19 protein-coding genes, 1 tRNA gene and 13 pseudogenes are annotated in these 26653 nt (G+C 55.6%); 5 read left to right on the top strand and 28 right to left on the bottom strand.

The features are described from left to right. Positions 1 to 166: 166 nt before the first annotated feature. The 4 genes and pseudogenes from JCM10550_RS00910 to JCM10550_RS00895 form a co-directional block, all read right to left on the bottom strand. Positions 167 to 721 carry a nucleoside deaminase gene (locus tag JCM10550_RS00910; RefSeq protein ID WP_245618561.1) on the bottom strand — a complete coding sequence of 185 codons (555 nt, stop codon included), beginning with the start codon at positions 719 to 721 and terminating at the stop codon, positions 167 to 169. A 139-nt stretch (positions 722 to 860) separates the two neighbouring features. Then, positions 861 to 2912: pseudogene (locus JCM10550_RS00905) on the bottom strand (DEAD/DEAH box helicase). Beyond that, positions 2909 to 3730 carry a MarR family transcriptional regulator gene (locus tag JCM10550_RS00900; protein WP_062396338.1) on the bottom strand — a complete coding sequence of 274 codons (822 nt, stop codon included), beginning with the start codon at positions 3728 to 3730 and terminating at the stop codon, positions 2909 to 2911. The pseudogene JCM10550_RS00905 and the gene JCM10550_RS00900 overlap by 4 nt, the downstream one beginning before the upstream one ends. After that, positions 3714 to 4230, bottom strand: a pseudogene (locus JCM10550_RS00895) (ArsR family transcriptional regulator). Before JCM10550_RS00895 ends, JCM10550_RS00900 begins: the two are co-directional and overlap by 17 nt. Positions 4231 to 4289: 59 nt before the next feature. On the opposite strand from JCM10550_RS00895, the pseudogene hypF reads away from it, so the two are divergent. Further along, positions 4290 to 6535 (top strand): annotated as a pseudogene (hypF, locus tag JCM10550_RS00890) (carbamoyltransferase HypF). A 21-nt stretch (positions 6536 to 6556) separates the two neighbouring features. Here the strand turns inward: hypF and JCM10550_RS00885 are convergent. The 17 genes and pseudogenes from JCM10550_RS00885 to JCM10550_RS24050 form a co-directional block, all read right to left on the bottom strand. Beyond that, positions 6557 to 6775, bottom strand: a complete 219-nt coding sequence (locus JCM10550_RS00885; RefSeq protein WP_062396336.1) for a response regulator — start codon at positions 6773 to 6775, stop codon at positions 6557 to 6559. Between the two features lie 2 nt (positions 6776 to 6777). Then, complete coding sequence (locus JCM10550_RS00880) at positions 6778 to 6963, bottom strand: hypothetical protein (protein ID WP_062396333.1); 186 nt, start codon at positions 6961 to 6963, stop codon at positions 6778 to 6780. A 258-nt stretch (positions 6964 to 7221) separates the two neighbouring features. Continuing rightward, positions 7222 to 8445, bottom strand: coding sequence for a hypothetical protein (locus tag JCM10550_RS00875; protein ID WP_157199796.1), 1224 nt, complete (start codon positions 8443 to 8445; stop codon positions 7222 to 7224). 59 nt (positions 8446 to 8504) lie between these two features. Further along, positions 8505 to 8885, bottom strand: coding sequence for a cupin domain-containing protein (locus JCM10550_RS00870; protein ID WP_062396329.1), 381 nt, complete (start codon positions 8883 to 8885; stop codon positions 8505 to 8507). Continuing rightward, complete coding sequence (locus tag JCM10550_RS00865; protein WP_062396328.1) at positions 8882 to 9157, bottom strand: hypothetical protein; 276 nt, start codon at positions 9155 to 9157, stop codon at positions 8882 to 8884. The genes JCM10550_RS00870 and JCM10550_RS00865 overlap by 4 nt, the downstream gene beginning before the upstream one ends. 4 nt (positions 9158 to 9161) lie before the next feature. Next, positions 9162 to 9725 (bottom strand): DUF6159 family protein, encoded by a 564-nt coding sequence (locus JCM10550_RS00860; protein ID WP_062396326.1) that lies wholly within the window; start codon positions 9723 to 9725, stop codon positions 9162 to 9164. 111 nt (positions 9726 to 9836) lie between these two features. Continuing rightward, positions 9837 to 10139: a 50S ribosomal protein P1 gene (gene rpl12p / locus JCM10550_RS00855; RefSeq protein WP_062396324.1), complete on the bottom strand. Its 303-nt coding sequence runs from the start codon at positions 10137 to 10139 to the stop codon at positions 9837 to 9839. A gap of 23 nt (positions 10140 to 10162) precedes the next feature. Then, a pseudogene (locus tag JCM10550_RS00850) lies at positions 10163 to 11015 on the bottom strand (50S ribosomal protein L10). After that, a pseudogene (locus JCM10550_RS00845) lies at positions 11015 to 11665 on the bottom strand (50S ribosomal protein L1). Before JCM10550_RS00845 ends, JCM10550_RS00850 begins: the two co-directional pseudogenes overlap by 1 nt. A gap of 57 nt (positions 11666 to 11722) precedes the next feature. Continuing rightward, positions 11723 to 12201, bottom strand: a pseudogene (locus tag JCM10550_RS00840) (50S ribosomal protein L11). 118 nt (positions 12202 to 12319) lie between these two features. Then, complete coding sequence (locus JCM10550_RS00835) at positions 12320 to 12805, bottom strand: transcription elongation factor Spt5 (protein ID WP_062396319.1); 486 nt, start codon at positions 12803 to 12805, stop codon at positions 12320 to 12322. Beyond that, positions 12805 to 12987, bottom strand: a complete 183-nt coding sequence (locus JCM10550_RS00830) for a protein translocase SEC61 complex subunit gamma (RefSeq protein ID WP_062396317.1) — start codon at positions 12985 to 12987, stop codon at positions 12805 to 12807. Before JCM10550_RS00830 ends, JCM10550_RS00835 begins: the two co-directional genes overlap by 1 nt. Before the next feature lie 6 nt (positions 12988 to 12993). Further along, positions 12994 to 14101 (bottom strand): annotated as a pseudogene (gene ftsZ, locus JCM10550_RS00825) (cell division protein FtsZ). Then, positions 14098 to 14271, bottom strand: a complete 174-nt coding sequence (locus JCM10550_RS17830) for a hypothetical protein (protein WP_157199794.1) — start codon at positions 14269 to 14271, stop codon at positions 14098 to 14100. The pseudogene ftsZ and the gene JCM10550_RS17830 overlap by 4 nt, the downstream one beginning before the upstream one ends. 74 nt (positions 14272 to 14345) lie before the next feature. Next, complete coding sequence (locus tag JCM10550_RS00820; RefSeq protein ID WP_157199793.1) at positions 14346 to 14591, bottom strand: hypothetical protein; 246 nt, start codon at positions 14589 to 14591, stop codon at positions 14346 to 14348. Between the two features lie 43 nt (positions 14592 to 14634). After that, positions 14635 to 14934 carry a D-aminoacyl-tRNA deacylase gene (locus JCM10550_RS24055; protein ID WP_062396313.1) on the bottom strand — a complete coding sequence of 100 codons (300 nt, stop codon included), beginning with the start codon at positions 14932 to 14934 and terminating at the stop codon, positions 14635 to 14637. Positions 14935 to 15054: 120 nt separating this feature from the next. After that, positions 15055 to 15444 (bottom strand): D-aminoacyl-tRNA deacylase, encoded by a 390-nt coding sequence (locus JCM10550_RS24050; RefSeq protein WP_062396312.1) that lies wholly within the window; start codon positions 15442 to 15444, stop codon positions 15055 to 15057. A gap of 199 nt (positions 15445 to 15643) precedes the next feature. On the opposite strand from JCM10550_RS24050, the pseudogene ileS reads away from it, so the two are divergent. Further along, a pseudogene (ileS, locus tag JCM10550_RS00805) lies at positions 15644 to 18846 on the top strand (isoleucine--tRNA ligase). A gap of 63 nt (positions 18847 to 18909) precedes the next feature. Here the strand turns inward: ileS and JCM10550_RS00800 are convergent. Beyond that, positions 18910 to 19646 (bottom strand): annotated as a pseudogene (locus JCM10550_RS00800) (tRNA(His) guanylyltransferase Thg1 family protein). Positions 19647 to 19695: 49 nt separating this feature from the next. Further along, positions 19696 to 19963, bottom strand: a pseudogene (locus tag JCM10550_RS00795) (PRC-barrel domain-containing protein). 52 nt (positions 19964 to 20015) lie between these two features. Here JCM10550_RS00795 and JCM10550_RS00790 point away from each other — a divergent pair. Continuing rightward, positions 20016 to 21191: pseudogene (locus JCM10550_RS00790) on the top strand (CBS domain-containing protein). 3 nt (positions 21192 to 21194) lie between these two features. On the opposite strand, the pseudogene JCM10550_RS00785 reads toward JCM10550_RS00790, so the two are convergent. The 3 genes and pseudogenes from JCM10550_RS00785 to JCM10550_RS00775 all read right to left on the bottom strand — a co-directional run bounded on the left by JCM10550_RS00785 (position 21195) and on the right by JCM10550_RS00775 (position 24956). After that, a pseudogene (locus JCM10550_RS00785) lies at positions 21195 to 22873 on the bottom strand (radical SAM protein). Further along, entirely contained in the window at positions 22863 to 23489 is a 627-nt protein-coding gene (locus JCM10550_RS00780; protein ID WP_062396310.1) for a 6-hydroxymethylpterin diphosphokinase MptE-like protein, read from the bottom strand. The pseudogene JCM10550_RS00785 and the gene JCM10550_RS00780 overlap by 11 nt, the downstream one beginning before the upstream one ends. Continuing rightward, positions 23479 to 24956, bottom strand: a pseudogene (locus JCM10550_RS00775) (DHH family phosphoesterase). Before JCM10550_RS00775 ends, JCM10550_RS00780 begins: the two are co-directional and overlap by 11 nt. 94 nt (positions 24957 to 25050) lie before the next feature. Here JCM10550_RS00775 and JCM10550_RS00770 point away from each other — a divergent pair. Continuing rightward, a tRNA-Lys gene (locus tag JCM10550_RS00770) sits at positions 25051 to 25127 on the top strand. A gap of 113 nt (positions 25128 to 25240) precedes the next feature. Here JCM10550_RS00770 and JCM10550_RS24045 read toward each other — a convergent pair. Both JCM10550_RS24045 and JCM10550_RS00765 read right to left on the bottom strand, forming a co-directional pair. Continuing rightward, positions 25241 to 25375 carry a hypothetical protein gene (locus tag JCM10550_RS24045; protein WP_281175196.1) on the bottom strand — a complete coding sequence of 45 codons (135 nt, stop codon included), beginning with the start codon at positions 25373 to 25375 and terminating at the stop codon, positions 25241 to 25243. After that, positions 25372 to 26136, bottom strand: coding sequence for an ABC transporter ATP-binding protein (locus JCM10550_RS00765; protein ID WP_245618560.1), 765 nt, complete (start codon positions 26134 to 26136; stop codon positions 25372 to 25374). Before JCM10550_RS00765 ends, JCM10550_RS24045 begins: the two co-directional genes overlap by 4 nt. A gap of 184 nt (positions 26137 to 26320) precedes the next feature. Here JCM10550_RS00765 and JCM10550_RS21235 point away from each other — a divergent pair, with 184 nt between their 5' ends. Then, positions 26321 to 26626: a hypothetical protein gene (locus JCM10550_RS21235; protein WP_245618559.1), complete on the top strand. Its 306-nt coding sequence runs from the start codon at positions 26321 to 26323 to the stop codon at positions 26624 to 26626. Positions 26627 to 26653 lie beyond the last annotated feature (27 nt).

The following is a 26653-nucleotide window of genomic DNA, read 5'->3' as shown; positions in this document are numbered from 1 at the left end:
ACCTTCTGCGGAATAATTACAGCACCATTATTTAAATGAATTAGTATCTCACTAAAAATATTTCAGAACAGAAAAGATGGATTTCACCACCGGGTCATTCAGTGCATGACCGGTACAGGGGAAATCCCGAACGAAAATTCCCCCCCCGGCAGCGACAGAGGATCTCTCAGAGTGCCCCGATATCCTCATTCCAGATGTCAGCATGGCGTTCAATGTACCCTGCCATCATCTCTGTTAATCCGGGCAGATTCAGATCTACCACCCTGACACCTTTTTCCCGCAAAAAATCCTCTGCACCGGCAAAACTGGCAGACTCCCCCCCCACAACCACCTTCGGGATGCCGAACTGGACAACGGCTCCCGCACAGAGATAGCAGGGCATGAGGGTCGAATACAGCACCGTATTCCCATACCGCCCGATTCTTCCGGCATTTCGGATGCAGTTGATCTCGGCATGCATCAGGGGATCATCGTCCTGAACTCTCCGGTTATGACCCCCCCGTGAGAGAATCACCCCCCCGTCCCGCACCAGCACGGCCCCCCCGATGGGAATGCCGCCCTCGTTCAGGCTCAGTTTTGCCTCTTCAGTCGCCGCCTGCATATACAATCGATCATCGTCCCCCCCGGAAGTCACTCGCATTACTCTCAGTGTAGAGAGCACAGGCGGATAAAGACTGTCTTCTCCGGCGGCAATGAAACGCACCCGTAGCTCCTCCATCATTCGTCCCGGTTCATCCGGATATCACCACCGGTAACGGATAAACCGGAGAAGGACTTCAACAAAAAACAACAAAAAAATGATCAGGAACGGATGATATCCGGCAGAAAAGCGATGAGCATACCCGAAACAGGTACCCCCCTCACGCATCCTGATCTTCCACACAGTCCAGTTCCGCAACAATCGCGAGGGGGGGATCTTTTGTCTTTCGAACCATCTTAAGAATCCGGGAAAGACGTTCAACGCCGATGAAATGCTCGGCCATCACCTGCCCCCAGAGGGGGGGAGAGAACAATCTTCCCGTTCCGTTCGCGGATGTAGCCATCCTTTTTCAGAAGGGGGGGCCAGACATCATCGAGTTCCCCCCCGACCATCGTTGTGCAGATCCCGGTCAGGCATGCAAGTTCTCCCCCCCCGCATACCACGGCATTAGCGACATACTCCTCAGATGAACCTTCAATATCATAGACCGGAGAGACCTCCTCCATCTCTCCTTTGAGGAGACGAATCGCTACCTCCTCTTCCGTGCCGCCGCCGGACTCCCGTGAATAGACCCCCCCACCCGGTTCGGCGAGGATGACCACTTTTCCCAGATCGTGGAAATCCGGCCGACCGGCGCGACCCATCATCTGGGAGAACTCCTGCACCTTTAGCCACGAGATACCCATTGCAAGGGCATCGAAGATGACCTGGGATGCCGGAAAGTCCACCCCTGCCGCAAGGGCAGCGGTGGTGACAACCGCAGCAATTTCTCCCTTCTCAAACATCTTCTCCACCTGACGTCGTTCCGTGGAAGAGAGCCCGGCATGATAGGGCATCGCTTTCTTGCCGATAGCTTCTGCCACCGTATGGCAGCGTGCCCGTGAATTGGTGAAGACAATTGTCTGCCCATGAAATCCCTTGGACGAGGTTTTTTTGAACTCCTCGGTGACCATCTTTTTGATCAGAGGTATCTTCTCTTTGCGCTCCGTGAAGATGAGATGACGTTCCAGGCCCACCGGCCGTTCGTCATACCGGACCAGCTCAGCACTCAGTTTCTGTGCAAGCGCAGACGGCGACCCGATTGTGGCGCTCAAAAAGAGGTACTGGGCCTTCGGGGGGGCGACATGCCGCAGGCGGGCAATCAGACCGTCGAGCCGGTGTCCCCGGTCCGGGTCTTCCAGCATCTGCACTTCATCAATGACGACGGTGCCCACCTTTGCCAGACGTTTACCCATCCGCAGATGATGGTCCACTCCTTCATACGTGCCGACGATGATATCAGACTTCATACTGCGCCGGGCCTTCTGACCATTGCCCGGCAGGTGAATCCTCGAAACACCGGTCAGAAGCGAGACATTCAGAAAATCACCGTAACGTTCAGAGAAACGGCGATACTTCTGGTTTGCAAGCGCAACAAGAGGAACTAAAAAGAGCATACTCCCCCCCCGGCTCTCACTGAGATTTTTCATCCCCCCCGCCATCTCACCGATAAAGGTCTTGCCACTTGCTGTCGCCGCCACCACCAGCTGGTCCTTGCCCTTCAAAAGACCCGCATCGACACAGAGCTGCTGAACCGGCATCAGGTTTTTCACTCCGGATGCGTCTACAAACTTCTTCGGGAGTGGGAGAGCGGTAATGGGCTGCGTCTTGCGTACCGCATGGGGGGGTTCAAGCCGGTCAAAGAGCGTCTGGGCAGGTTTTGTGGTATCCGGCTGCAGCATGCCAACGACACGGTCAAGATCCCGGTACACATCCAGCATATGCTCCAGATGGCCGAGGGACTTCATACCCATCCCTCCCAGATAACCTGCCTCACGGCGGAGTTCATTCTTCGCACAGTGCATGCAGATCTCCTCATGCCCGTACTTCACCGCATTCTTATGTTTCAGGGGGGGAGTTACCCGATCGGTTAAGAGACAGGTCCGGCAGAGCCGGATCACCGCGACAGGAATCTGCAAATCCTTGCACATGGACCGGAACGCCTCATCCTCACCCGTAAGATAGACTTTCTGCCCCCCCGTAATTCCCGGATCAGCTCCTTTGTGGGAACACGCCGCGGCTGACGCCTGCCCGCATCACGGTAACGGAACTCTTTCGGACGACAGCCCTTGCCGGTCTTTGAAAGTTCCAGATCGCCGCTACCGGTCACACGCCGGCCATCGTAAAAATAGAGGCGGTAGGGTCCCCGCCGTGGATTAACAATAATACTCATGAAATGCTCAAATCGCAGATCTCATACGGAAGACCCGCACTCTCAAGCCGTTTCAGGAACCCGGTGAACTCCTCATCGACGATGACCATCGCACAGTTGATACCATGGAATGAAGCCTCCAGCACTCCTTCCCGGGCACCAAAGAAGGCATCCTCAGTGACACCGACACTCTTCAGAAGCACCATCGCCTCAAGACCTACCGCACCGATATAGTCCATGCCTTCCAGAGCATCAAGGATACGGTCAGGAGAGACACTGCGTGACCCGCCCCCCCGCTGGATACGTGGCACCTTGCATACACGAATGGTTCCTTCTTCGAGTGCGATGATACCGGAGAGTTTCGTCACCCCCCCGACATCCTCTCCGGGCTGGGCAGCAATAGTTACCTCTCCCATCGCCGTCTGTTCAGCTCTGGAGGCATACAGAAGCCCTCCCTGCATAAAGACACCGACCCGGTCCCCCCCCATCTTCAGGGGGGGTTCCTTGGCAATGGCAGTCCACACAGAGACATCCTGTATGACATCCGTCGTTACATACTTCAGATAGATATCAAGTGATTCTGCGGCATTTGTTACCCACTCCACACCCTTCTTTGTGACATTGTAGCGGCCTCTGCCGTTTGAGTTCACAAATCCGTCATCCACCATCTCACGAATGTATTCACTGACCGCCTGTGGTGTGACACCCATCTTTGTGGCAATCTCCTGCTGGCGCACAGAAGGCTGATGGGCGGCAATCTCCACTAAGATCTGAAAGCGTGTCGCTTCACGCTTACTCTTCAGTACAGTGTAGTACGGGTCATCACTGTGAATCGTCAAGCAGCACCAGCCCCCCCTGGCCTTTCACATCAAGATTCGGCATCCGCTTTGCAAGTCCCCTGATGTAGACCGGACTCACTTTGTACTTGCGCGCGAGGTCATTGTATGACGAGATTCCCGACCGTACATCCTGCTCAAGGCAGTCAACCATGCCCCGTAGTTCTTCATCGGTAGACGTCGAGATATAGAGAAGATCACCCAGATCTTCCATCGAACACTGGAATCCCGCCCTGAATCGGCTGTATGTCGTTTTATATTCTTTAGAGGGCCGCTCCCCCCGGCTGCGGCATCCGCCACTGCTCCTCAATCAGATTTCCTTTCTTTAGAAGTCCGAGACATTCAGCCACGGATTCTGCGCCGATTTCAGCACAGATCTCTTCTTCGGTCATCCATTGTTTTGAGAGGAGGTCGTAGGCTTTTTTGAATTGTGAGTTGTTAAAAGTAACAATGAGCGGAACTAATTCTAGGGGATCATTAACGATCCGATTATGCCCTGTCAAAGTAAAAACCCATGTAATATTAAACGTATAAATGAATAAAGATTATCCAGACATCAAATATGCGAATCAGAGGGCAGATATCAATAAAAGGCATCGTTCAGGGAGTAGGATTTCGCCCGTTTGTTTATAAAACCGCTCATGACCTCGGCATGCAGGGCACGGTTCGTAACCTCGGCAGTGAAGTAGTGGTGCTCGCAGAAGGAGACAACTTTGAAGAATTTATGCGCCGCCTCTCCCTTGGCACCCCCCCTCTCCCATATCGACACCGTCACTGTCACCGATTCAGATGAACCGGTTCCAAGAGGATTTACGATCCTCGAAAGCACAACGGGCACCCTCTCCGGTTTTATCCCGGCGGATGTTGCCACCTGTGACGAATGCATCAGGGACATATTCACCCCTGGCGGCAGATACGAGGGATACTGGGCCACCTCCTGTGTGAACTGCGGCCCCCCGCTACAGTATCATTCGCAGTCTGCCCTATGACCGGGAGCGTACCCGGATGGACACATTTCCCATCTGCGGTGCATGCGAAGACGAGTATACCGACCCCCGCCTCCCGCCGCCATCATGCACAGACGATTGCCTGTGCTGCCTGCGGGCCCGCACTCTCCCTGTTGCGCACCGATGGCACCGCGATACCGGGTGACCCCCCTGCATACTGCAGCGTCCCTTCTTGACGGAGGTGCCGTTGTCGCCATCCGTGGTCTGGGGGGGGATTCCATATCGCCTGCACCGTAGAGGCAGCCGAACGCCTGAAAGGCAGCCTCGGCAGACCCGAACAGCCCCTTGCTGTCATGGCCACCGGTGATGAGATCGAACGGGTGGCCATCGTATCAGAGGCAGAACGAACGTGTCTCAACAGCCCCCCCGCCCACCCCCCCATCGTCGTCCTGGTAAAAAAAGACCCTGAGGCCCTCGGGAGATCTCCAAACTGCATACTCTCGGCTGCATGCTCCCCCCCTATACCGCCCTGCACCATCTGCTCTTTGCATCACTCAGCCACCCGATGCTCGTCATGACAAGCGCCAACCCCCCCCGGATACCCGATGATCACCGATACCCGTGAGGCATGCGAGAGGCTCGGCGGACAGGTTGACTACATCCTCACCCACAACCGGGTCATCCAGAACCGGTGTGACGACTCGGTCGTGCGCGACGGCAAGATCCTCCGGCTCTCCCGCGGCCTTGCCCCCCCGAAACGGCAGAGACAGGACCTCGGCGATGCTGTATACTCGGCACAGGCCCGGAGCTCAATGCGAACATCTCCATCTACCAGAATGGCTACTGCATCACCTCACCCCCCCACGTGGGCAATGTGCGCAATCCGGCGACACTCACCTACCTGAAAGAGACAATAGACCGAACGGCCAACCTGCTGGGCGCAAAGTTCGATGTGATCGCCCATGACCTGCACCCCCCCCAGTTCCTCTCCACCCGCTATGCCCGCGAACTTGCAGAGGAGACGGGTGCCACCCTTATGCCGGTGCAGCATCACAAGGCACACATCGCCGCTGCCACCACCGAGCCGTGCATCGGTATCGCTATTGACGGGGTCGGCTACGGCGAGGACGGCACAGTATGGGGGGGCGGGGGGGAAATCTTTGCCGGTAGCGTCCCCCTGTCTCACCCGCGTCGGCCACCTCGAACCGGTGATGATGCCGGGAGGCGACCTTTCCACGAAATATCCCGAACGCATGCTCTACGGCATTCTTCCGGAAGAGGAGACCGCAGCACTTCTGGCGGCCCGTGGATGGGATGCCACCGCCCTTGCAGTGCTGGAGAAACAGGTGAAACAACGCTTCAATGTCACCCTCTCCTCCAGCACCGGCCGAGTGCTGGACGCCGCGGCAGCACTTCTCGGTGTCTGCCGGGAACGCACCTTTGACGGTGAACCCGCACAGGTGCTGGAGACCACTGCCGTGCCGGGCACCGCCACTCTCTGGGACCGCGAATTCATTCAGGACAACGAACGTACCATCCTCTCCACCTCCGCCCTCCTCAGGGAGGCGTTCTCCCGGATGAAATACGAACGGACCGCGGACATCGCGGCATCATTCCAGCGGACACTGGCAACCGGTATTGCGAGATCGCTGTCATGGCCGCAGAAGAGAAAGGCTATCAGAAAATTGCCCTGAGCGGCGGCGTGGCATACAACCAGGCGATAGAATCAGCCATTCGGGAAACCATTGTGACATCAGGTCATGAGTATGTCATCAATACCCGGTATCCCCTGGGTGACGGGTGTATCTCATACGGGCAGTGTGTCTGGGCAGGCACTGCCCTGAAAAAGAACAGAAAATGAGCAGAATACAAATTTACAGAATTAATTTTTGGATACAGCTACCGACTCGAGAATCTCACGAAGGTTCGCCGAACGGTAGGGTTTTCTCAGCACTCCGGAAAATCCCTGCCGGAGGAAATCATCGGAATTCATCTCTGACACAAACCCACTGGTGACAATCGCACACACATCCGGGTCAATTGCCTTCAGTTTTTTAATTGCCTCCGTTGCACCCATACCGTCAGGGATGGTGATATCCATAATTACTGCATCAAACGGTTCCCCCCCGCGAGGAATGACCTGCGGTATTCCTCGACAGCAGTCTCGCCGTCCGGAGTCGCCATTGGATTGTACCCCCCCATCTTCTCAAGCAGAATACAGGTAATTGTTCGGATATTTTCCTCGTCATCCATTACGAGGATCTTTTCGGGCGTATCTGTTATGCTCATATATTCCCCCCCTTACGTAGTGGCAGCCCCCCCGCACCCCCCCTGTAATTCGTTGTGCCAGCCAGAACACGGACGAATTGACATGCCCTATTGCATATCAAATCCATTCACAAAATATGCAGATCACAGATATAAAAGTTCGCATAACTCACCCCCCCAGCAGATATTATCCAAAAAAGTCATCACGCCCCCCCATCATGTCATCAGGAATATCTGTAGGGAAGAGGTCCCATATTAGTGTATATGCCACCCGGCCGATCAGACCGAGAACCAGACGAGAACGGCCGCACCAAGAAGAATGAGTGTACACCCGCCTGCCCGCCGAAGTACCTGCCGGTATTCCAGCCTCATCACCGACATCCGTTCCGGGGGAAAACCTGCGACAGCGGCAGTGATGATCACCAGAAGCGGCACCACAAACATCAGATTATAAAGGACCAGAAGCCCGGTTGCGGCCCATACCTCAGATCCGGAGAGCATGGCAAGGATGGCGAGATAGACACCCCCCCCGGTGCAGGGCAGTTCGATAAGGGAGACGACAATGCCCACAAGGAACGCGGAGACGACACCCCCCCCGCGTAGTGCAATCCTCCGAACAACAGCGAGGCGGGAGCTGGAGATGCGGAGAATGACTTTCCCCCATCCTGCCGGAACGAATCCGCCACCATCACCATCCCGAGGAGAAGAGCAATGACCCCTGCGACGCAGGAGAAATACCCAGAGAACCCGCTCACCCGGACCGCGGCGAGCAGGCCAAACCCGGCGAGGAAGTAGATCAGATAGATGCCCGCCACATAGGCAGCCCCGAAGCGGAGCATCTGCGCCCTCCCCCCTGCACCTGCAAGGGTGAGCAGGAGAAATATGAGGACGGCCACCGCACAGGTTGATACCATCGATGAGACCCGCTGCAATAACCAGTCCCACCGGAGGAAGAGAAATCGTGGCGGGCACCACGGTGACATTTGCAGGCGAAGAGACAACCGGATCCAATGGTGGATCGGTGGCATTGACAGTGACATCTGCAACCACAGGATCTTCTGTCACGGCAGGCACCCCCCCGGTCGGGGGGGACGCAAGGTGGAGGGGGGGCAGATCTGTTGATATCGCACCATACCCCCCCTCAAAGAACGAGCCGTCGCTCAGAAACACCGTCGGGTAACGCGGATACGGGATGCCGTAGGCCTCACCAAACGAGAAAAAGAGTGACTCATTCTCCGTGCTGTTCCAGACATTGTAGTTCACAAAGCTGACCGACGGATACTCCGTTGCAAGCCGGTCTGCAACCGGCAGTGCCTTTGTGCAGGCAATGCAGTGCTCACTGTAAAAGAATGTGGCCGTCAGATTTTCAGCGGATGTATTGCCCGTTACCGGAACCGCACTGCAGATACCCGGAAGGATGGCCGCAGAAAAAAGAGAGATAAAGATGACAAGGAGAAGAGCAGGATGAACACCCCGTCCGGCACTACCTGCACCCCGTCTCATAGTATGCCGTTGTGTCATACAGGAGATAAGCATGGTGATGGCGGCCCGGCGAGGCGGATTCAGACCACCCGTTCGTCATCCGATTCGGTCCACATCGGATCAACGATGGCAAGAAACACGAGGCGTTCGTCACCGGTATTTGCGATGTGCTGCACCGCACCGGCAGGTATAGAGACCACCTGCCCGGCATGTACCTCCCCCCCTGCCTCATCACCGATATGCATCATGCCGCTACCGGCAAGGATGTAGTACACCTCATGAGATTCTGCAAGGCGGTGGGGGGGATATGACATCTCCCCCCCCGGTTCCAGATATGCATGGGCGAGACTGAAGCGGGCACCCACCGCACCGGAGAAGTGGGAGGGGTGCAGCAGTTCACAGAGATGGGTGCCGTCCCGGGCATCAAAAACCGGACAATCCGTCAGACTCCTGATGATCACTGACGGAACCCCTTCGGCACGAAGGCGCCCTCGACAAGAGACCGGTCAATCGCGTCCGGCACCACACCGGTCGTTGCATACCGGTACATGATGGCGACAAAGATGCCCTGCAGTGCTCCATAGAGAACCGCGGAAACCACCCAGAGCAGGAAGGCGACTGCGAAGATCACAAGACTCACTTCAAACGAACCGATGACCATCGCGAGCACACCCGCAAGCAGCAACAGGATTGCGGGAATAAAGATCAGTCCCAGCGAGAACGACCCGACCACCGTCTCACCCCCATGTTGATTTAAAGAGTTTCCACGACCGCTGAATCGCAGCAAACCCACCCAGATCATCCACTACAATCACCGGTATCACAAAGAATGTGGCAAGTGACCAGGCCGCCCCGAGGAGAGCGGATGCAAGCGATGCGAGGAGGTTGTCCCCCCCGTCGCCACGGATGAGCCGCAGGATGAGACCCACCGTTGCCGCAATCAGCGTCCACGAGAGAATCTTTCCGATGCGTGCAGAGGCCGCATGAATACCGTCCATGAATGTCGGATCGCGGCCATCCAGTCGTATCAGGGCACAGCTGACAAGTGCGGTATTGAAGTAAATAACGATGAAGTAACTCACGACATAGAAGACAAACAGGAGAACAAGCCCAAGGGGTGAACTCCCGGATGTACCCACATCAGTGAGAAAGCCTGAGAAAAAGAGCGGCAACAGAAACGTTGCCACCACCAGCAGAGTGACGACGCCAGAGAGAATCGGAAAGAGAATCATCTCCCGGTCTTTTTTGAGTATACCAAAGGTTTCTTTAAATAACTGAAACCCACGGCCGATACGTGACATAATTACCCATCAGACCCGAGAACATAAATGAACCACGATTTATCCGGAGCATCGGAGAGCAGGAAAGAAAAAGAACAGTAAACGATTGCTGAATGAAAAAGAAAAAAGGGATTAGCCGAAGAGAGCGCCGAGACCGGCCATGCCGCCCTCTTCGTCCTCTTCTTCCTCTTCCTCAACTTCTTCTTCAACAGGTGCTGCTGCAGCTGCTGCAGGTGCTGCTGCGGCTGCCACAGGTGCTGCTGCTGCCTTTGCGACAGCTTCCTCAATGTCGACACCATCGAGTGCTGCGATGAGTGCCTTTACACGGGAGTCCTCAACTTCAATGCCTGCTGCTGCCAGAACTGCGGTAACAGCTTCCTCAGTTACTTCTTTTCCTGCGTTGTGCAGAACAAGTGCTGCGTAGATGTATTCCATTTCTATTTACCTCAAATATGTTATTATTCAGTCATCCCTTTCAGAGCTTTTGCCTGAAGTGATGCACGTCCGATAATCAGTTCAACAATGTCACTCGTGTATATTGCGGCCTCAACACCAAGGTTGCGGGCTTCGCCTGCAGCCTTTGCAATGATTGGCTCAATCGTCTGCGCAGTCGGATAAGCTGCAAAGACACCAAGATTGAATGCCTGCTGGGCTGCGAGAACCACATTGTTGTAATATTCAGTCTCATCGATTGCCAGCGTGGACGGCTCAAAGAATGTGCCATCGTAGAAGGCCACCTGAAGACTCAGACCAACATCAATTGGGCGGATATCAAGCTTGGACAGGACTTCAGCCTGCTTTGCCGTGATCTCTTCGCCTGCTTTGATAAAGACCTTCCTCTCGCGGATGACAACCTTTCCACCTTCAATTGCGGCAGGAAGACCTGCCTGCTGGAATACTCCGACGATGGGGGCCCGGCTTAAAGCTGGTGGGTCCCTTCTCGACGACAATGTCCTCAGGCGCAACGTCACCGGGACGTGCAACCATCTTGGTCATTGTCTGCTGGAGCTTCCGGTAGAGCTGGAACGGGTTGTCGTTCGTGTAGATAAGTGCACTGTGTCCGTCAATGTATGTGGTGATGCCATCGATTGGCTCACCCATTGCCGTAAAGGCGTGCTCGACGAGCGTGTTTCGGGTCATACGCAGGACGGCCTTACCCTGAAGGTCCCGGCGCATCTCCTGCATCTGTTTTGCAGGAATACCATGCAAGTCTACAAGACCTGTAAGTGCGTATTCCCCCCCTGCAAGCGAGACAATCTGCTCGACTTCATCCTGTTTCCACTGTGGCAGATGTGTCGTATATAATGCCATTATATAATCCTCACTGCCGGACCCATGGATGTCTTTACATACACTGACCGGATGTTCATTGCACCGCTCTCCAGTGATCCCTCAACCCTGTGCAGTACCGCTTCGATGTTATCTGCAAGCGCATCTGTGTCCATACCGGCACTACCGACCTTCACGTGGAAGGTGGTCTTGTCCTTTGAACGGAACTTAACAGATTTGCGCAGACGTTCGACCATAGGGCCGACATCCATCGTTGGCGGAACAGGGGGGGGTGGGCATCTTACCGCGTGGACCGAGGCGCGTACCGAGCCAGCGACCGACAAGCGGCATGACAGCGGTTTCTGCAAGGAAGAACCGGTATTGATCCGCAAATACGCGGGCCTCACGGGGGGGTTCTCCTCCCAGACGCTCGATCTCTTCAGGTCCGATGATGAGGTCTACACCTGCAGCTTTCGCCTGAGTGGTGATATCTCCTTTCCCAAGCACACAGATCTTTTGTGGCTGACCTGTGCCTGTGGAAGAATCATCGTCTCATCAATACGGTTTTTTGGCTGCGACATGTCGATATTCCGGAGATTCACTGAAATTTCAATGCTCTCCTGGAACTTACGTTCAGGCGCTGCCTCCATTGCCGCTTTCACGGCATCCAGAATCTGGACCCTATCAACCATTCATTTTCTCCATAGTTCAACGACCCGGAATCCGGATCTTCTATAGGTTTTCATAGTCTATTCACTGAGAATGCTGTCGTATTCGCCTGCATTGATCTTGGGGGGGAATATATCTTTTGGATTTATCCCTTCAACCGTGACACCGACACTTACACACGTTCCGATAACCTCTTTTACGCGGTTTTTCAGATCGTATGAGATCATGTCGTCTGCCTTCATACGGGCAATGCGAACAGCAGCCTCGAGCGGAAGATCTCCTACCTTCTGGAGATTGGGTTCTCCTGAACCCTTCCCCAGACCAACCTCTTTCATGATGAGGGCAGTGGTGGGAGGGACACCTACGGAAACTGTGAAGTTCTTCTTGTCATCGACTTCAACGGTTACAGGAACCTGCATACCGTTAAACTCAGACGTCTTGGCGTTGATCTCATCAACAACCGCCTTCACATTAATTCCGAGAGGTCCCAGGCAGGCCCTAATGGAGGGCCGGCCGTTGCCTTTCCGCCGGGTACCAATACCTCGACTACTTCTCCCATTGTAATATCACCAAACCGCAGTGCCGCCTGTAGACAGGCAACACCTGGCGTGGGTCAGTACATGTCTGCATACTACCACTTAAAACTACGGGCATGCAGGAAAAAATATGAGAATAGATTAATCTTCGGGTGCCTTCTCAATAACGCGGACATTGTCCCCGCGTACGGTAATGGGAATAGGCACCATTGATTCATAGAGTTCAAGGGTAACCTCTTCTTTTCCTGCGTCAACGCGCTTGACAACGGCTTTTTCACCTTTGAAAGGACCTGCAATCAGCTCGACAATGGTGCCCTCGTCGATACCGCTCACAGCCGGTTTTGGCTCAAGGAAATGTTCAACCTCACTGAAATCAGTCTCACCTTTCACCACTGCACGCGCATTAGGAATAAGGCGGACCAACTGCTCCATCCGGGCATATTCATCCGGGGGGGTCTCGATGAAGACATATCCACGCACCTCGTCCGGGGGGGCCATAATCGCGGTGATGACAAACTCATCATGATCCTCAAGAACCTTGACGATGTCATCCACGACTTTCCGCTCCTTGTTGGCCGTCGTCTTGAGCGCGTAAATCTTGTTTCCGAACTCACTACTCATTATCATCACAGGGTGGCAAACGCCATAATCTCGTATACAATAAACCCGAACATTCCAATGATCAGGATACCCATTGCGGCAACGATTGCGATCTTATTAAATTCTTCACGGGTGGGTGTCCGTGCAAGTTTCAGGACACGCCAGTATTTCTTGAATATTTCTTCGTTTACTGTTTTTAAATCAGCCATTCATCATCACCTGAGGAAGTCTATATCAAACTCCGTAGAGTTTCTCTTTGACGAAAACATCTCGCTGCGCCCATATATCTGGGGGGGAGAGTTCACGCCTGTCACGACAAGCATCGTGCGCATCCTGCCCTGCATATCCGGGTCAACCTGGGCACCCCATATGATCCGTGCCTCCGGATCGATACGCTCGTAAACCTCCTGTATCACTCCTTCCGCCTCAGACATGGTCATATCAGGTCCGCCGACCACATTCACGAGGGCAGCGGATGCGCCGGAGATATCAACATCGAGCAGCGGTGAACGCAGGGCTTTCTTTACCGAGTCCGTGGCCTTGTCGTCACTGTCACTCTCGCCCATACCGATCATCGCTACACCGCCACGTTCCATGACGGTTCGGACATCAGCAAAGTCAAGGTTCACCAGACCGGGCTGGGTAATCAGCTCGGTGATGCCTTTTACTGCACGCATTAAGACTTCGTCAGAGACCTTAAAGGCTGCGTGCAGGGGCAGACGTGGGACGACTTCGAGGAGACGGTCATTCGGCACGACAATAACAGTGTCTGCAACGTCACGGAGGCGTTCAAGGCCCGCTTCAGCGTTTTCCATCCGGATGCGCCTTCTGCGGTGAAGGGGAGCGTCACGACTGCAATCGTAAGCGCACCGGTCTCCCGTGCAGTTTTCGCAACGACGGGGCAGATCCGGTGCCGGTGCCGCCGCCAAGCCCTGCAGTGATAAAGACCATATCACAATCGGTCATGGACTGGTTGATCTCCTCAACATTCTCAAGGGCGGCCTCTTCTCCGACCTGTGGCACAGAACCGGCACCAAGACCACGGGTGCGTTTCCGGCCAATAAGAATTCGGGTATCCGACTTTGTACGGATCAGGTGCTGGGCATCGGTGTTCAGTGCAACGAGGTTTGCACCGTAGATACCCTCTTCGGTCATGCGTGACATCGTGTTCGAACCGCCACCACCACACCCGATGACTGCGATCCGTGTCTGGAGTCCTTTGATGATCTCCTCAAGCTCCAGATCCCGTTCGTTGGACGCGTCAACGATATATCCGGACTCCTCATTTGTCCGTTTAATTGCCTCTTCTACGATTGATCTCATAGGTAGTTCTCCAATCCCGGAACGTGGATCACCCGTTCAGTCTGTACAGAGACCATCTCCGGCGTAATTATTGTGCCATCAATATCAATCACCTGTCCTGCTGCCAGCCTGCCGAAAAGTGGTCCTTTCGGAACCCCCAGAGTGCGTGCTTTTTCCGGGTCGAAACTCACCTTTCGTATGATAATTGTATCATCACTGGTGTGGGCAGATCCATCGCTGGTTAAGATTTTGATGCATGATGATATTAAAAGATGCAGGATTTGCGATCCATATCTGCCATAGGTAAAGGCGAATGGCAAAGGTGCGCCCCCCCGGAAGAGATCGCCATAACTACCGGCATTCCGGAAACAGAATGCATATATTCTGCATCACCATGTTTCAGAGCTTCCTGGAGGAGAACTTCAGGAATATGGACCAAAACCGGATTCTCGTCCCCCCCGGAAAGACCCATCACCCTAAGGGAAGCACCGGGCGCTTCTGCCTGCGCCATCTTCCGCATCTGAAGATATACGGAAAGAGGAAGTGCCCCCCCATCATCCGCAGTTCGCTCTCCGAAACCCGGGAAATACCAGAATCATGGAGAAGAACGGATATTTTTTTGACAACATCCCCCCCTGAAAGGCCTTCCGGTCGATATAGGCCACCTCAGCGCTGCTCAGCGCTGCCATCTGTCGGATCATTGCGGCATCCATGCCGGCCACTTCCCGCGTATGGGCAATATGACCCCACGCTGCCCTGCCCGCAAGTGCAATATCGGTCTCGCGTGCCGCATAATGGTTGCCACCAAAGCCGATGAGAGGAATCGTCTCACCCGGCCCCCTCGGTGAGGACATGCACAAGGGCATCAGCAACCGCCGCCCCCACAGGCAGGATTGGTCCATTCCGCTTCAGTACTCCCTATTTCGATGAAAAAAGACGGAGTAGAAAGCCCGGTCGGACCGTGATGGGTCACCTCATAGGAGACGCGAAAGCCCTCCGGGGGCACGGGTGGCAAGGGCACACAATGCCGCATGCATCCATGCAGGGGCGGCACGGGAGAGCGTGCGGGGTTCTCCTCCCAGTGCCGCATCACCGTAATTGCCGGTGGTATGAACGGTCAGGGCAGGTACCGGATTTTGGGAGGTGTGACGGGAGAGAAAGATGATCAGGTCTGCTTCTGCCCGTTCGTCCAGGCGTTCTTCATATATGAGGCGGCCCGGTGCAGTCATGAACCGGAGAAGGTGCCCTGCCCAGGTGCACTCCTCTCCGTCATGTCCTTCTGCCCCCCCAAGGAGAGGGGCCAGATGTGCGGCGATATTGATACCCGCCGGGTCCAGTGCAGAATGGATCAGGGCAATCTTCATCGACATCCTCCGCCGACTGCTGCCACACGTTCTTTTTCATTATCGCATGATGCAGCACCGATGACTGCATGCTGAAGGGGGGGCATCTCATCCATTCTCTTATCATCACCTGTATGTCTCGTACACATGTAGACCCACACAAATACCTATCTTTCTGCAGATACTAAATCTCAGGACATATATTCAGAGGAATCATTGTATGAGAGAGGTCACGAGCAATTTTAACGCAGAGGAGGTGGAGGCCGCAGTCCGCTCCTTCTGGGATACAGACGATATTTACGCACAGGTCAAGGCGCAGCATGCAGGAGATCCCCCCCCTGGTTCTTTGTGGACGGACCCCCCCCATACACCACCGGCCATATCCATCTCGGCACTGCATGGAATAAAATAATCAAGGATTCGATTCTGCGCTTCCGCCGCATGCAGGGATACGACGTCATCGACCGGGCAGGTTATGACATGCACGGCCTCCCCATTGAGGTGAGAGTGGAACATGAACTCGGCTTCTCTTCCAAAAAGGACATCGAGACCTACGGCATCGACAAATTCATTGAGAAGTGCAAGGACTTTGCCATCACCCACAAGGAGATCATGTCCGACCAGTTCCGCAGTCTGGGCATCTGGATGGACTTCGCAAACCCCTACCAGACCATCACCCCCGACTACGTGGAGGCGGCATGGTGGACCCTGAAGCGTGCGGAAGAGAAGGGTCTTCTGGACCGCGGCTACCGGGTGGTCAACCTCTGCCCCCCCCGTTGTGAGACGGCCATTGCCGACTCGGAAGTGGAGTACTGGGACGAGACCGACCCGTCCATCTTTGTGAAGTTCCCGGTAGAGGACCGTGAGAACGAATACCTCGTCATCTGGACCACCACCCCCCCGTGGACGCTGCCTGCCAATGTGGCCGTTGCCGTCCGCGATGACTTCACCTATGCCCGTGTCCGGGCAGTGAAGGACGGCAGAGAAGAGATCCTCTGGATCGGTGAGGAACTGGTGGAAGAGGTGCTCCGCAAAGGCCGCTATCAGGACTTCACGGTCCTTGAGACGGTCACCGGGGACGCCCTCATCGGCATGCACTACCGTTCACCACTGGAGGAACAGGTGCCCGTCCAGAAGGATGTGGAACACCGGGTCGTCTACGCCGACTTTGTCACGATGGAAAACACCGGCCTCGTACACCTGGCGCCGGGCCACGGCTGGGACGACTCCCTCGTGGGCCAGAAGGAGGGGCTTGAAAGCCTCTGCCCGGTGGACAACGCAGGTATCTACACCGCAGATGCCGGTATCTTTGCCGGTACATTTGTGAAGGATGCCGACCCGGACGTGATGGACGCCCTCGGGGACAATCTCCTTGCAAAAAAGAAGATCACTCACCGCTACGGACACTGCTGGCGCTGCAAGACCCCCCCGATCATCATGATCTCCACCGAACAGTGGTTCCTCTCCATCCCGAAGATCAAAGACCAGATGCTCGCCGAGATTGCCCGGGTAGAATGGCAGCCCGACTGGGCCGGATCAGCACGCTTCCATGACTTTGTGGCAGGTGCCCGTGACTGGTGTATATCACGCCAGCGCTACTGGGGGGGCATACCGATTCCTGTCTGGGAGTGCGATGCCTGCGATGCCCGGAAAGTCTTTGGCACGGTCGCAGAACTCAACGAGGCTGCAGGGACACACCTCACCGACCCGCACCGCCCGTATGTGGACGATGTGACCATCCCCCCCTGCACCTGCGGCGGGACGATGCACCGGGTCGAAGATATCTTTGATGTCTGGTTTGACTCGGCGATGGCCTCATGGGCCACCCTCGGATTCCCCCCCGGAAGACCACAGAGTTCGAACGGCTCTGGCCGGCGGCGTTCATCACCGAAGGACAGGACCAGACACGCGGCTGGTTCTATTCCCAGCTGGGCGCCTCGGTCATCGCCTTTGACCAGGCACCCTACAACAAGGTGCTCATGCACGGCTTTGCGCTGGACGCAGAAGGCCGCAAGATGAGCAAATCGATCGGCAACGTGGTCACACCCGAGGAAGTGGTGGCAAAGGTCGGCGTGGACGTACTCCGCCTGTATCTGCTCTCCGCAAGCGCCCCGTGGGACGACCTGAAGTTCAACTGGGAAGGCATCAAGACCATCAACCGGACTGTTAACATCCTCTGGAATGTCTACCGCTTCCCCCCCCTGCCTACATGATCCTTGACGCGTTTGCACCGGCAACCGCTGCAGACGGCACATGGAACGGAGAGTATGTCAGCGCACACCTCCCGGAGATGCCGGAAGAGGACCGCTGGATCATCTCACGCGTCAACAGCCTTGCCGCACAGGTTGAGAAGGACATTGAGGAAGGAATGCTCCACAAGGCCACCCGCGCCTGCCTCACCTGCATCCTGGAAGACATATCCCGCTGGTACGTGCAGCTTGTCCGGCCGCGGATGTGGCTGGAAGAGGACGCACGCGAGAAGCGTGAGGCATACGAGACGATGTACTACGTCATGCGACGCATCTGCTCGGCCCTCGCACCGTTTGCACCGCATATCACCGATAATATCTACGGAAATCTCCGTACTGATGCAGACCCGGAGAGCATTCACATGCTGCCATGGTTTACCGGCGACGAAGCGCTCATCGATGCAGCCCTTGAAGCAGAGATGGACGTGATCCGTTCCTTTGACGAGGCAGTCGCAACTGCACGGCAGGAAGGTGGCCGCAAACTCCGCTGGCCGGTCGGCGAGACCTTTGTTATCACCGACAGTGATGCCGTGGAGACCGCCATCACACAGATGGGTGACCTCGCCCGCCAGCGTGCCAACAGTCAGGCGGTCAGCATTATCCGGGGCGCATGGGACCGCATGGGCTGCTCCGCAGAACCGGTGATGCGGGGCATTGGCCCTGAATTCGGTAAAGACGGCCCGAAGGTAAAAGCAGCAATCGAAGTGGCCGACGCCGCAACCCTGAAGGCAGCCATTGAAAAAGATGGCGAGGTATCGGTGGACGGGTTTACCATCACCGAAAAGCACATCGCCTTCTCAGAAAAAATGCCGGAGAACGTCTTTGCAACAGAGATGGCAGATGCCACCGTCTGTGTGGACATCAGCCTCACCCCCCCCACATTGGAAGGTATCGGGTTTTCCCGTGAAGTGGTGCGGAGAATCCAGGAGATGCGGCGCCAGCTTGACCTGAATGTGGAAGACTTCATCACCGCAGACGTGGCCATCACCGACACGCGTGTGCGCGACCTCCTGGCAGGCACGCATGAAGACGATATTGCCGGAGAAGTCCGGGCCACCACACTTTCCATCACCCTGTCGCCGGGGGGGAGACCGGAGGAGAGGAAGGTCTGACAACAGAATGGAATGTGGAAGGAGTCTCAATGACCATCCACATTCAAAAAAGCGAGCAGTAGATCACCAGAAATCACACCGTGATTTCCAAAATAAATTATTTTTAAAAGATTGCTGCGTTCATCTCAAATGAGATGGGAACGCAGAAAGGCAACCCCCCCTTCCGGTTCGCTGAAGAGCGGGAGATCGTCATCCGGCACGACCACCCGGCGCGCCGCGGCGACCCGCTCATCGGTGACCGGATTGTACCCCCCCTCTTTTATGATTTCTGTGCGGTAACAGGCAATGCCGCGCCGTTCCCAGGCCGGTGTCTTTGCAAGGTTGATGCCCCGCTTAAACATCATCTCATGCATGGCAGGACCCTTCATTCCCCCGGAGCACGCGCCGCCTGTGTTGATGTCATCCCCCCCTCTGCAATGAGCGCCTGCTGACAGTAGCCGTTGATATGATTGCGCCATGCCTCCCGCTGGCGCATGTTCATGTATACGATGGCTGCGGGAACGTCTGCCAGAATGACACGGGAGTCAAACGCCACCGGTTCTGTCAGGTGAAGGGCGAGGGTGAAAGCACTTGCCGCATACGAGGCACATACCGAGTCTATCTTCTCCACCCGGCCGTTGAAGGGCACACGGGGGGGAAAGAAGAGAGATATCTCGTCTGAGAAGGTGTAGGCAAACGACGGTTCAAGGCCCGATGATGAGAGCAGCTGCTCAGATACCTTCGTCATGGCATCGGAAAACCTTCGATCATAGGGCTTTTCAAACCCTTCCTCACGAGTTAACCGGTGAAACGCCCGCCCGTCAAGCCGGACAATGAAGGGTGGAAAGATGGAGAGATTTCTGAATATTTCCCGGTCCTGCATATCGGTCATCTCCAGAGTTTTCGGAACCGGAACCACCCGCACAGCGGCATCAGTCCTCGATGATCTCGGGCCGGGACATTCCTGCAAGGTGGCGGATAATGACGATGTCTCCGACTGCCTGATGATGCGGTATGGAATCTTTACCCCCCCTTGTAATTGGTGAGATCAAGCACTTCCTGATTCACATTCCCCCCCAACGCAAGTGACTCCATCTTTTTTGTATCGACATTGATGACCACATCCTCCACATCACCCACGTAGACGGCGTTTTCGGTATACACCTTCATCCCGAACAATTCGGTTATTGCACTCTTCATCGTAATCATTTGAAGGTATAATCATTAAATATTAAAAATATAATCCATTTCTATGGACGGTTCCTTTGAGATCGGAAAACTAGCAGGCATTCCGATAAAGATTCACTATACCTTCTTTTTGATCATTCCGATCTTTGCCTCATCATCGGAACCCAGATTGAACTGACCGTGTCCCTCGTTGAACAGGTGTTCGGTCTTCCCGAGCCGATTGACGCGTCCCTCATCACCGAGGGCATCATGCCATACCTCCTGGGTGTGCTCGTCTCCTTCCTCCTCTTTGTGGGGGGTATTTCTGCACGAGATGGCCCACTCGGTGGTTGCCATCCGCAAGGGCATGAAGGTTCGTTCCATCACCCTCTTCATCCTGGGAGGCGCTTCAGAGATAGAAGACGAGGTCTCGCCCCGGCCACGGGACGAACTGCCGATGGCCATCGCAGGCCCCTGATGAGCCTCTTTATCGGACTGGTCTCCGAGGGCATCGCCTACGCGAGTCTCATCTCCATCCCCGACCCGGCAGTCGCAGGCCTCTTTTTTATATCTTCGGCTATCTGGGCCTGCTCAACATCATCCTCTTCCTCTTCAATCTCCTGCCGGCATTTCCGATGGACGGGGGGGCGGGTGCTCCGCGCCCTTCTTGCGATCTGGCTTCCGATTGAAAAGGCAACCCGCATCGCAGCAGAGATTGGGAGGGTAATAGCCATTATCTTCGGTATCTTGGGCCTTATTTCCTTCAATATCATTCTCATCCTGATTGCCGTCTTCATCTATCTCGGTGCAGGTCAGGAGGTGACCATGATCCGCTACACCCAGCTGCTTGCAGGCGTCAAAGTCCGCGATGCGATGACCACACCGGTGACCACGGTTGTCCCGGATATGCCGGTCACGGAAGCCATGAACCTGATGTATTCCACCCGCCATCTTGGGTTTCCGGTGGTGGATCGCGGCAGCCTCTCCGGCATGGTTACCCTGCATGACATCCAGAATGCCTCAGATGTCGACAGGGATGCCCTCCAGGTCCGCGATATCATGACACGGGAGGTAATCACTATCACGCCCGACCATGACCTCTACGATGCCCTGAAAATACTCGCCCCCCCAACACCATCGGCCGCATACCGGTTGTTGAGAACGGGAGGTGACGGGTATTGTCACCAGAACAGATATCCTCAAACTGATGGAGATACGGGAGGTGAGCGGCACAACCACCCGCAGTGTGTTCAGACCGTAGCATTCAGAACGAAAGATACGGATCAAGCGGCGTCTCTCCTGCAATCTCCCGGAATGCATTGAGGGACGCAAACGGCCGCTTTGCGATGAGAGAGACGGCCCGTTTCTTTCCAATGCCCGGAATATACCGGAGGGCTGACGCAGGAAGGGTGTTGATATTGATGGGAACCGGCATGGCGGTGACCGAGCGCCGCCCGTGATCGCAGACAACGGCATCAAGCACCGTCTCGGGAATATCTCCGGGCATACCGGTGAGAATGGGATATGAACCCATCTGCCGTCCAAAGGAGACCCGACCGCACTGTTCCACATAGATGTCGCGCAGCAGCGTGCCTGCCGGAAAGACCTGCTGCAGCATCGGGATGTCAAACGTCTGGCGCACATGCTCGCGGAAGGTGCGGAAACGGGCATCATGCTCACCCAGGGTATTCTCTTCCCATGCCCGCGTGCCCTCAAAGGGCATCAGCTGACGGATATTGACCCGGCGCACCAGGAGACCGGATGCCAGAAGACCCGTGAGGAATGCCTCGTTTTTATCATACGTAGCTTCGGTCTCACCGGCAAGGCCACAGACAAAGTTCAGGCCCGGCAACAGATGAGGAACGCCCCTGTCCCGGACACCCCCCCCACCTCGTTTACGATGCGGATGGCATCCATCACCATCGCGGCATCGGCCTTGAGGTTGTTTGCGGCAACCACCGCGGGATCTGCCGTCTCCATGCCAAAGGCGGCGACGTCCCCCCCTGCAGTATGGTAGCGAACAATGACCCCCCCAAGAGCCTCACGGGCAGCGTCCGGGTTGCGGGCGATGGTGCCGGGGGTTGACATTGTCGATATGCAGGGTCTTGAGGTTGGGTGCCACCTCCCGGATTCCAGCAAAGAGTGTCTCAAGTGCCGTCGCGTCAGGGGGGGCAGGATATTCCCTTTCTCCCTTCGTCCCGTAGGCAAGAATGTCCGGCTGGCGCCCGAGACGAAAGTGCACGGCCCCGTGTCTGGCAAGGGCGGCAATCTCCGCATGGACATCCGCTGCCGGACGATACTGCGGCTGGCCGTAAAACGGTTCGGTGCAGAACGAACAGCCACCGGTCACCGCTCGTGCACAGCCACGGGCGGTCTCAATCTCACAGATAAGCCACGGAAACCGGGGGGGATGTTCGGTGATGATGCCACTCCCTGCAATGAGCCAGCGCGAGAAGTCAGGATAGGAAAGCGTACCCTCGGGGGCTGCCCCCCCAGCAAGCAGGCTGGCAAGTGCTGCCGGGACATCCCCCCCTTCCAGCAGGTGGTCGAACCCGGAGATCGCCTGCCTGACTGCAGCCTCACCACCCCCCCCGGGACTGTAGCCAAAGGTGACCGGTCCGCCAAGAACGGTCACCGGCCCCCTGAGGGTGGCTGCCACCTGCCGAATCTCGGTCAGGGTGGCAGGTGTGCCGGCAAAATAGGTGCCCGGCACGGTGACCCCCCCCGCAATCATCACCACAAGAGCCGCCCGGTCCAGCGGTGCAAACAGGATGAATCCACCCTCAGCTGATCGATGGTCAGGTAGCGGACGCGATATCCGGCTTCAGTGCAGACACCTGCCGCCGCCCGGATATTCGGGGAGATGTAGGGCGAGACACCCAGGCATGCCGGTTCGTCGACATAACCGTCCACAATCCAGGCTTCCGGTGTGTCAGAGGTCATGGCCGATGAGAGAGAGCAGATCGCGTGCCCAGAGAAGTTTTCCCCCCCGTTTCATCGGTGGCACGGACCGGTCGTCAAGGTCAAATCCGACAAACCGCACCTCTGCTGCCCCGAGGGCATCCGCCGCAAAGGCGGCGCGGTCACCGTCGGTAAATCCGCCCCAGTTATGCAGATGCCCGAACGGTCGGGTCTGACAGGAAAGAACGAGCGGCCCCTCAAAGCGCGGCACCCAGTGTCGGAGAAGCGGCACATTGTCCCCGTGACCGTGCACCACCATTACCGATCCCTGTCGGTTCATCTCAAAAAATGAGTCCTCCGCTCCATCCAGATCGGTAAAGACGGCATCCGGAAGGATACCTGTGTTAAAGAGGACATCTGCCGCGGCATCTGCCGCAAGAACCGTCCCTTCGATAGTATCCACTTCACTGAGAAGTGAGGGAGCATTGCCACAGACCGTGACCGTTTCTCCGTTGATGCGTTTTGCAAGCATCACTGAATCATCCGCAGACGAGAGGGTGGCTAGCAGGCGGGCTGCCGTTTCATCGTCTTCCGGGTCAAAACCAAACGTCTCGCATATCGCAAGGTAGTGGGGGGGTTCCCAGTCCTCAAACCTCATTGGGTTCCTCTTCCTCCACACCGACAATCTCCATAAAACGGTGAAGGATTGGGTCAATGATGAGGTCCAGCAGGTCATCCTTGTTGCGTGCCATGGAAAAAACGCTCAGGGGGGGGATATTGGCAGCACCCATACCGGAATGCCCGCCCGCCTCGCCGATCTCACCAAAGGCCTCCTCCATCGCCTGGCCGATATTGAGGCGCAGGTCCTTGTTGCGGGAGGAAAAGGAGATCAGCTGATCCGTGATGCCATAGACCACCGCAGTGTTGACCCCTTCCAGCTGAATGAGCATATCTGCCGCTTGGGGGGGAATGGCATCACGGTTGCGCACGTAGCCGACATTGGAGAAGAGATAACCGGAGACAATCTTCCGGTTCCGGATTGCCGCACCCATCACCTCAAGGGTCTCCTGAGATACCGACTGGGAGGTGATCTTTGCCAGAAGATCTGCATCCGTCAAGGCAGAAGGAAGGCAGAAAGATTGAGGTCAAGAGGAGAGGTATTGCGCCGGAAACCCCCCCGCGTATCAGCCATGATGCCATAAAAAAGGGCGGTTGCGACGTTTTTATCCACCGGAATATCCAGTTCCTGCATATACTGGGTCATCAGGCTCGCCGTCGCGCCCATATCCGGCCGACGGTCGAGGAAATCATACCCGTTTTTGGCATCATCGTTCGGATGATGGTCAATGACGATATTGACCCGATCATCCTTTGAGAGTGCATTGTTGATTCCCGGACCCGGAGAATCGACGATCGCGAGGTAATTACATTCAGCACGTGCTTCCGGCGATATACGGTCCATCTGGATATCCAGCAGGTTCACAAAGGCACGGTTCTCCTGATGACCAATCTTCCCGTCATAGAGAATCCGGCATTCGAGATTTCCTTTGGATGCCGCACGTCCGAGAGCACAGAGAGCCATCGCACTGGATATGGTGTCAGGGTCCGGGTTTGTATGTGTCACAATGCCCAGCGTACCCCGCCATGAGGAGAGCAGATCAAAGAGTCTGTGCGCCTGCCGTGAGGACTGAAGTTTGCGTGCGTGGTGCACGGCCTTTTTAGCAAATACCTCCTGCGGATGCAACACTACATCGGCGCCCACTGCATGATAGATATCTTTCCCCCCGGCATCCACTGCACGTGCAATGATATAGGCCGCGGGATTTTCTTCCTTTATTGTCCGCACCGCGGAGAGATTTGCCTTCTGCTCACTGGAGAGGACAAATGCCACTTTTGGAACCGGAATATCTTTCAGCATACCCGTATCGCTGATATCCCTGCAGAAAGCCTCATATTTCTGGTCACGGAGATCCTGCACCTTTTTCTCGTCCTGATCGATGATGATGATATCATCGGTCTCCTTGAGAATTTCGTAGAGCACATTGTAGCCAATACTGCCGCATCCGAGTATCAGATAATCCACCGATGACGCCGACTGAGTTCCGTTAGGATGATTCTCCGGCATGATACCACAAGTTTCTGTTTTTATGAGAATAATAAGGATGTCCGAAAAGTATATCGTTTAGAACTTACAACATTAGTTGTCCACAACACAGGGGGGGCCTGTAGCTTAGTCAGGAAGAGCGCCGGACTCTTAATCCGGCGGTCAGGGGGGGTTCAAATCCCTTCAGGCCCGCTAAAAACTTCTTTTGAGATTCTAACTGAATAAAGATGATTTTCGAGATCAGATCATTCTGATTCATTTCTGCGTGACACACACTCCCGACAGGGGGGGGAGGGCACCACACCTTACTTCCCGATCATGAGCAGCATCTCCTCAAGACTGGGGGGGTAGCGCGAATCAATACGCCGAACGGCACCCCCGGCAGAGGCTACCGCCGCAGTCACAGAATTGAGGTCAGACATGCTCTCAGCAACGGTCACATACTCCCCGCTTTCCTCTTCAAAATCGAGTGAAGATGGAAGGGCAGCAATATCAGCTGTGACAAACCGGATATGGTATGACAGGGAGCCAAACTGTTCCCTGAGCTCTTCCATCGTCCCGAAGCAGCGACCTTTCCCTGCCGCAGGATGAGTACGCGGTCGCATATTTCCTCAACCTGATAGAGATTATGAGCGGAAAGCAGGATGGTCTTCTGCCAGGTGTCACGCAGGTGCGCGAGGTAGCTGATGATGTAGCGCGAGGTCATCGGGTCCAGACCGGAAGTCGGCTCATCATAAATGAGAAGAGAAGGCTTGTGCAGCAGAGAACGGGCAATTGCCACCTTGCGCCTCATCCCTTTCGAAAGTTCACCAATACGTTTCCCCCTGTGGATCCAGTTTAAGTGATTCGAGCAGCTCCCCACTCCGGATTCGGCATTCGTCTGCAGGGATGCCATAAATATCCCCAAAAATCTGAGATAACTCTCCACGGTCATTGTCTCATACAGGCGGGACTCCTCCGGAAGATACCCCCCCAGTATCTCTTTCAGACGTGCAGGGTTGCGCCTGACATCGATGCCTTCGATGATGAGATCGCCTGCAGTCGGCTGAATCAGACCGGCCATACACTTCAGAAGTGTCGTCTTTCCGGCACCATTGTGCCCGATGATCCCGAAGATACCGGGATCCTCAAAGGAGAAACTCACCTCATCCAGTGCCCGGAACGTACCATAATCCTTTACCAGCCTCCGTGCATCAATCATCTGCGAACACCACTGACAGAGTGCTTGGCAGTTATATGATTTAAGCCTCAGGTTCGGGATCAGTTATCCTGCGGCATATCCCCATATCAGACGGATTTCTTACCGGTAACGGGTCATCGGTGAGAGATCTCCCACAGCAAATGTCAATACTTAAAATAGGATTGACTGCCACCTCAGCACAGTAATGCTGTCACCGCTGCGCCAGATACTGACCATGAGCAGATGGGAGATACGCCGGTCTGCGACCACCATGCCGCGCGAGGTCATCCCGGTAGCAGTGGCACTCTTCATCCTTCTTATCATTGTCACCGGCTACACACAGGAGAGCGGGATTCACCTGCAGGACCGGATGTACACGGCAGGCGTCGACTCAGCGGAGACCGGCACAATCATCCTTGGTGACCCACGATTCACAGTATACCGGGGGGGACAACAGGGGGGGAACGGACCTGACCATCGCCCCGCCGGATGTCCGGGCGGTGGATACTGACCGGGGGAAGGCCGCCCTGAAGGCCTT

The organism is Methanogenium cariaci JCM 10550 (genome assembly GCF_001315945.1).
Taxonomy (GTDB): domain Archaea; phylum Halobacteriota; class Methanomicrobia; order Methanomicrobiales; family Methanomicrobiaceae; genus Methanogenium; species Methanogenium cariaci.
Note: the sequence above shows the minus strand (reverse complement) of the source record. Positions and strands in the feature narration are given on the sequence as shown.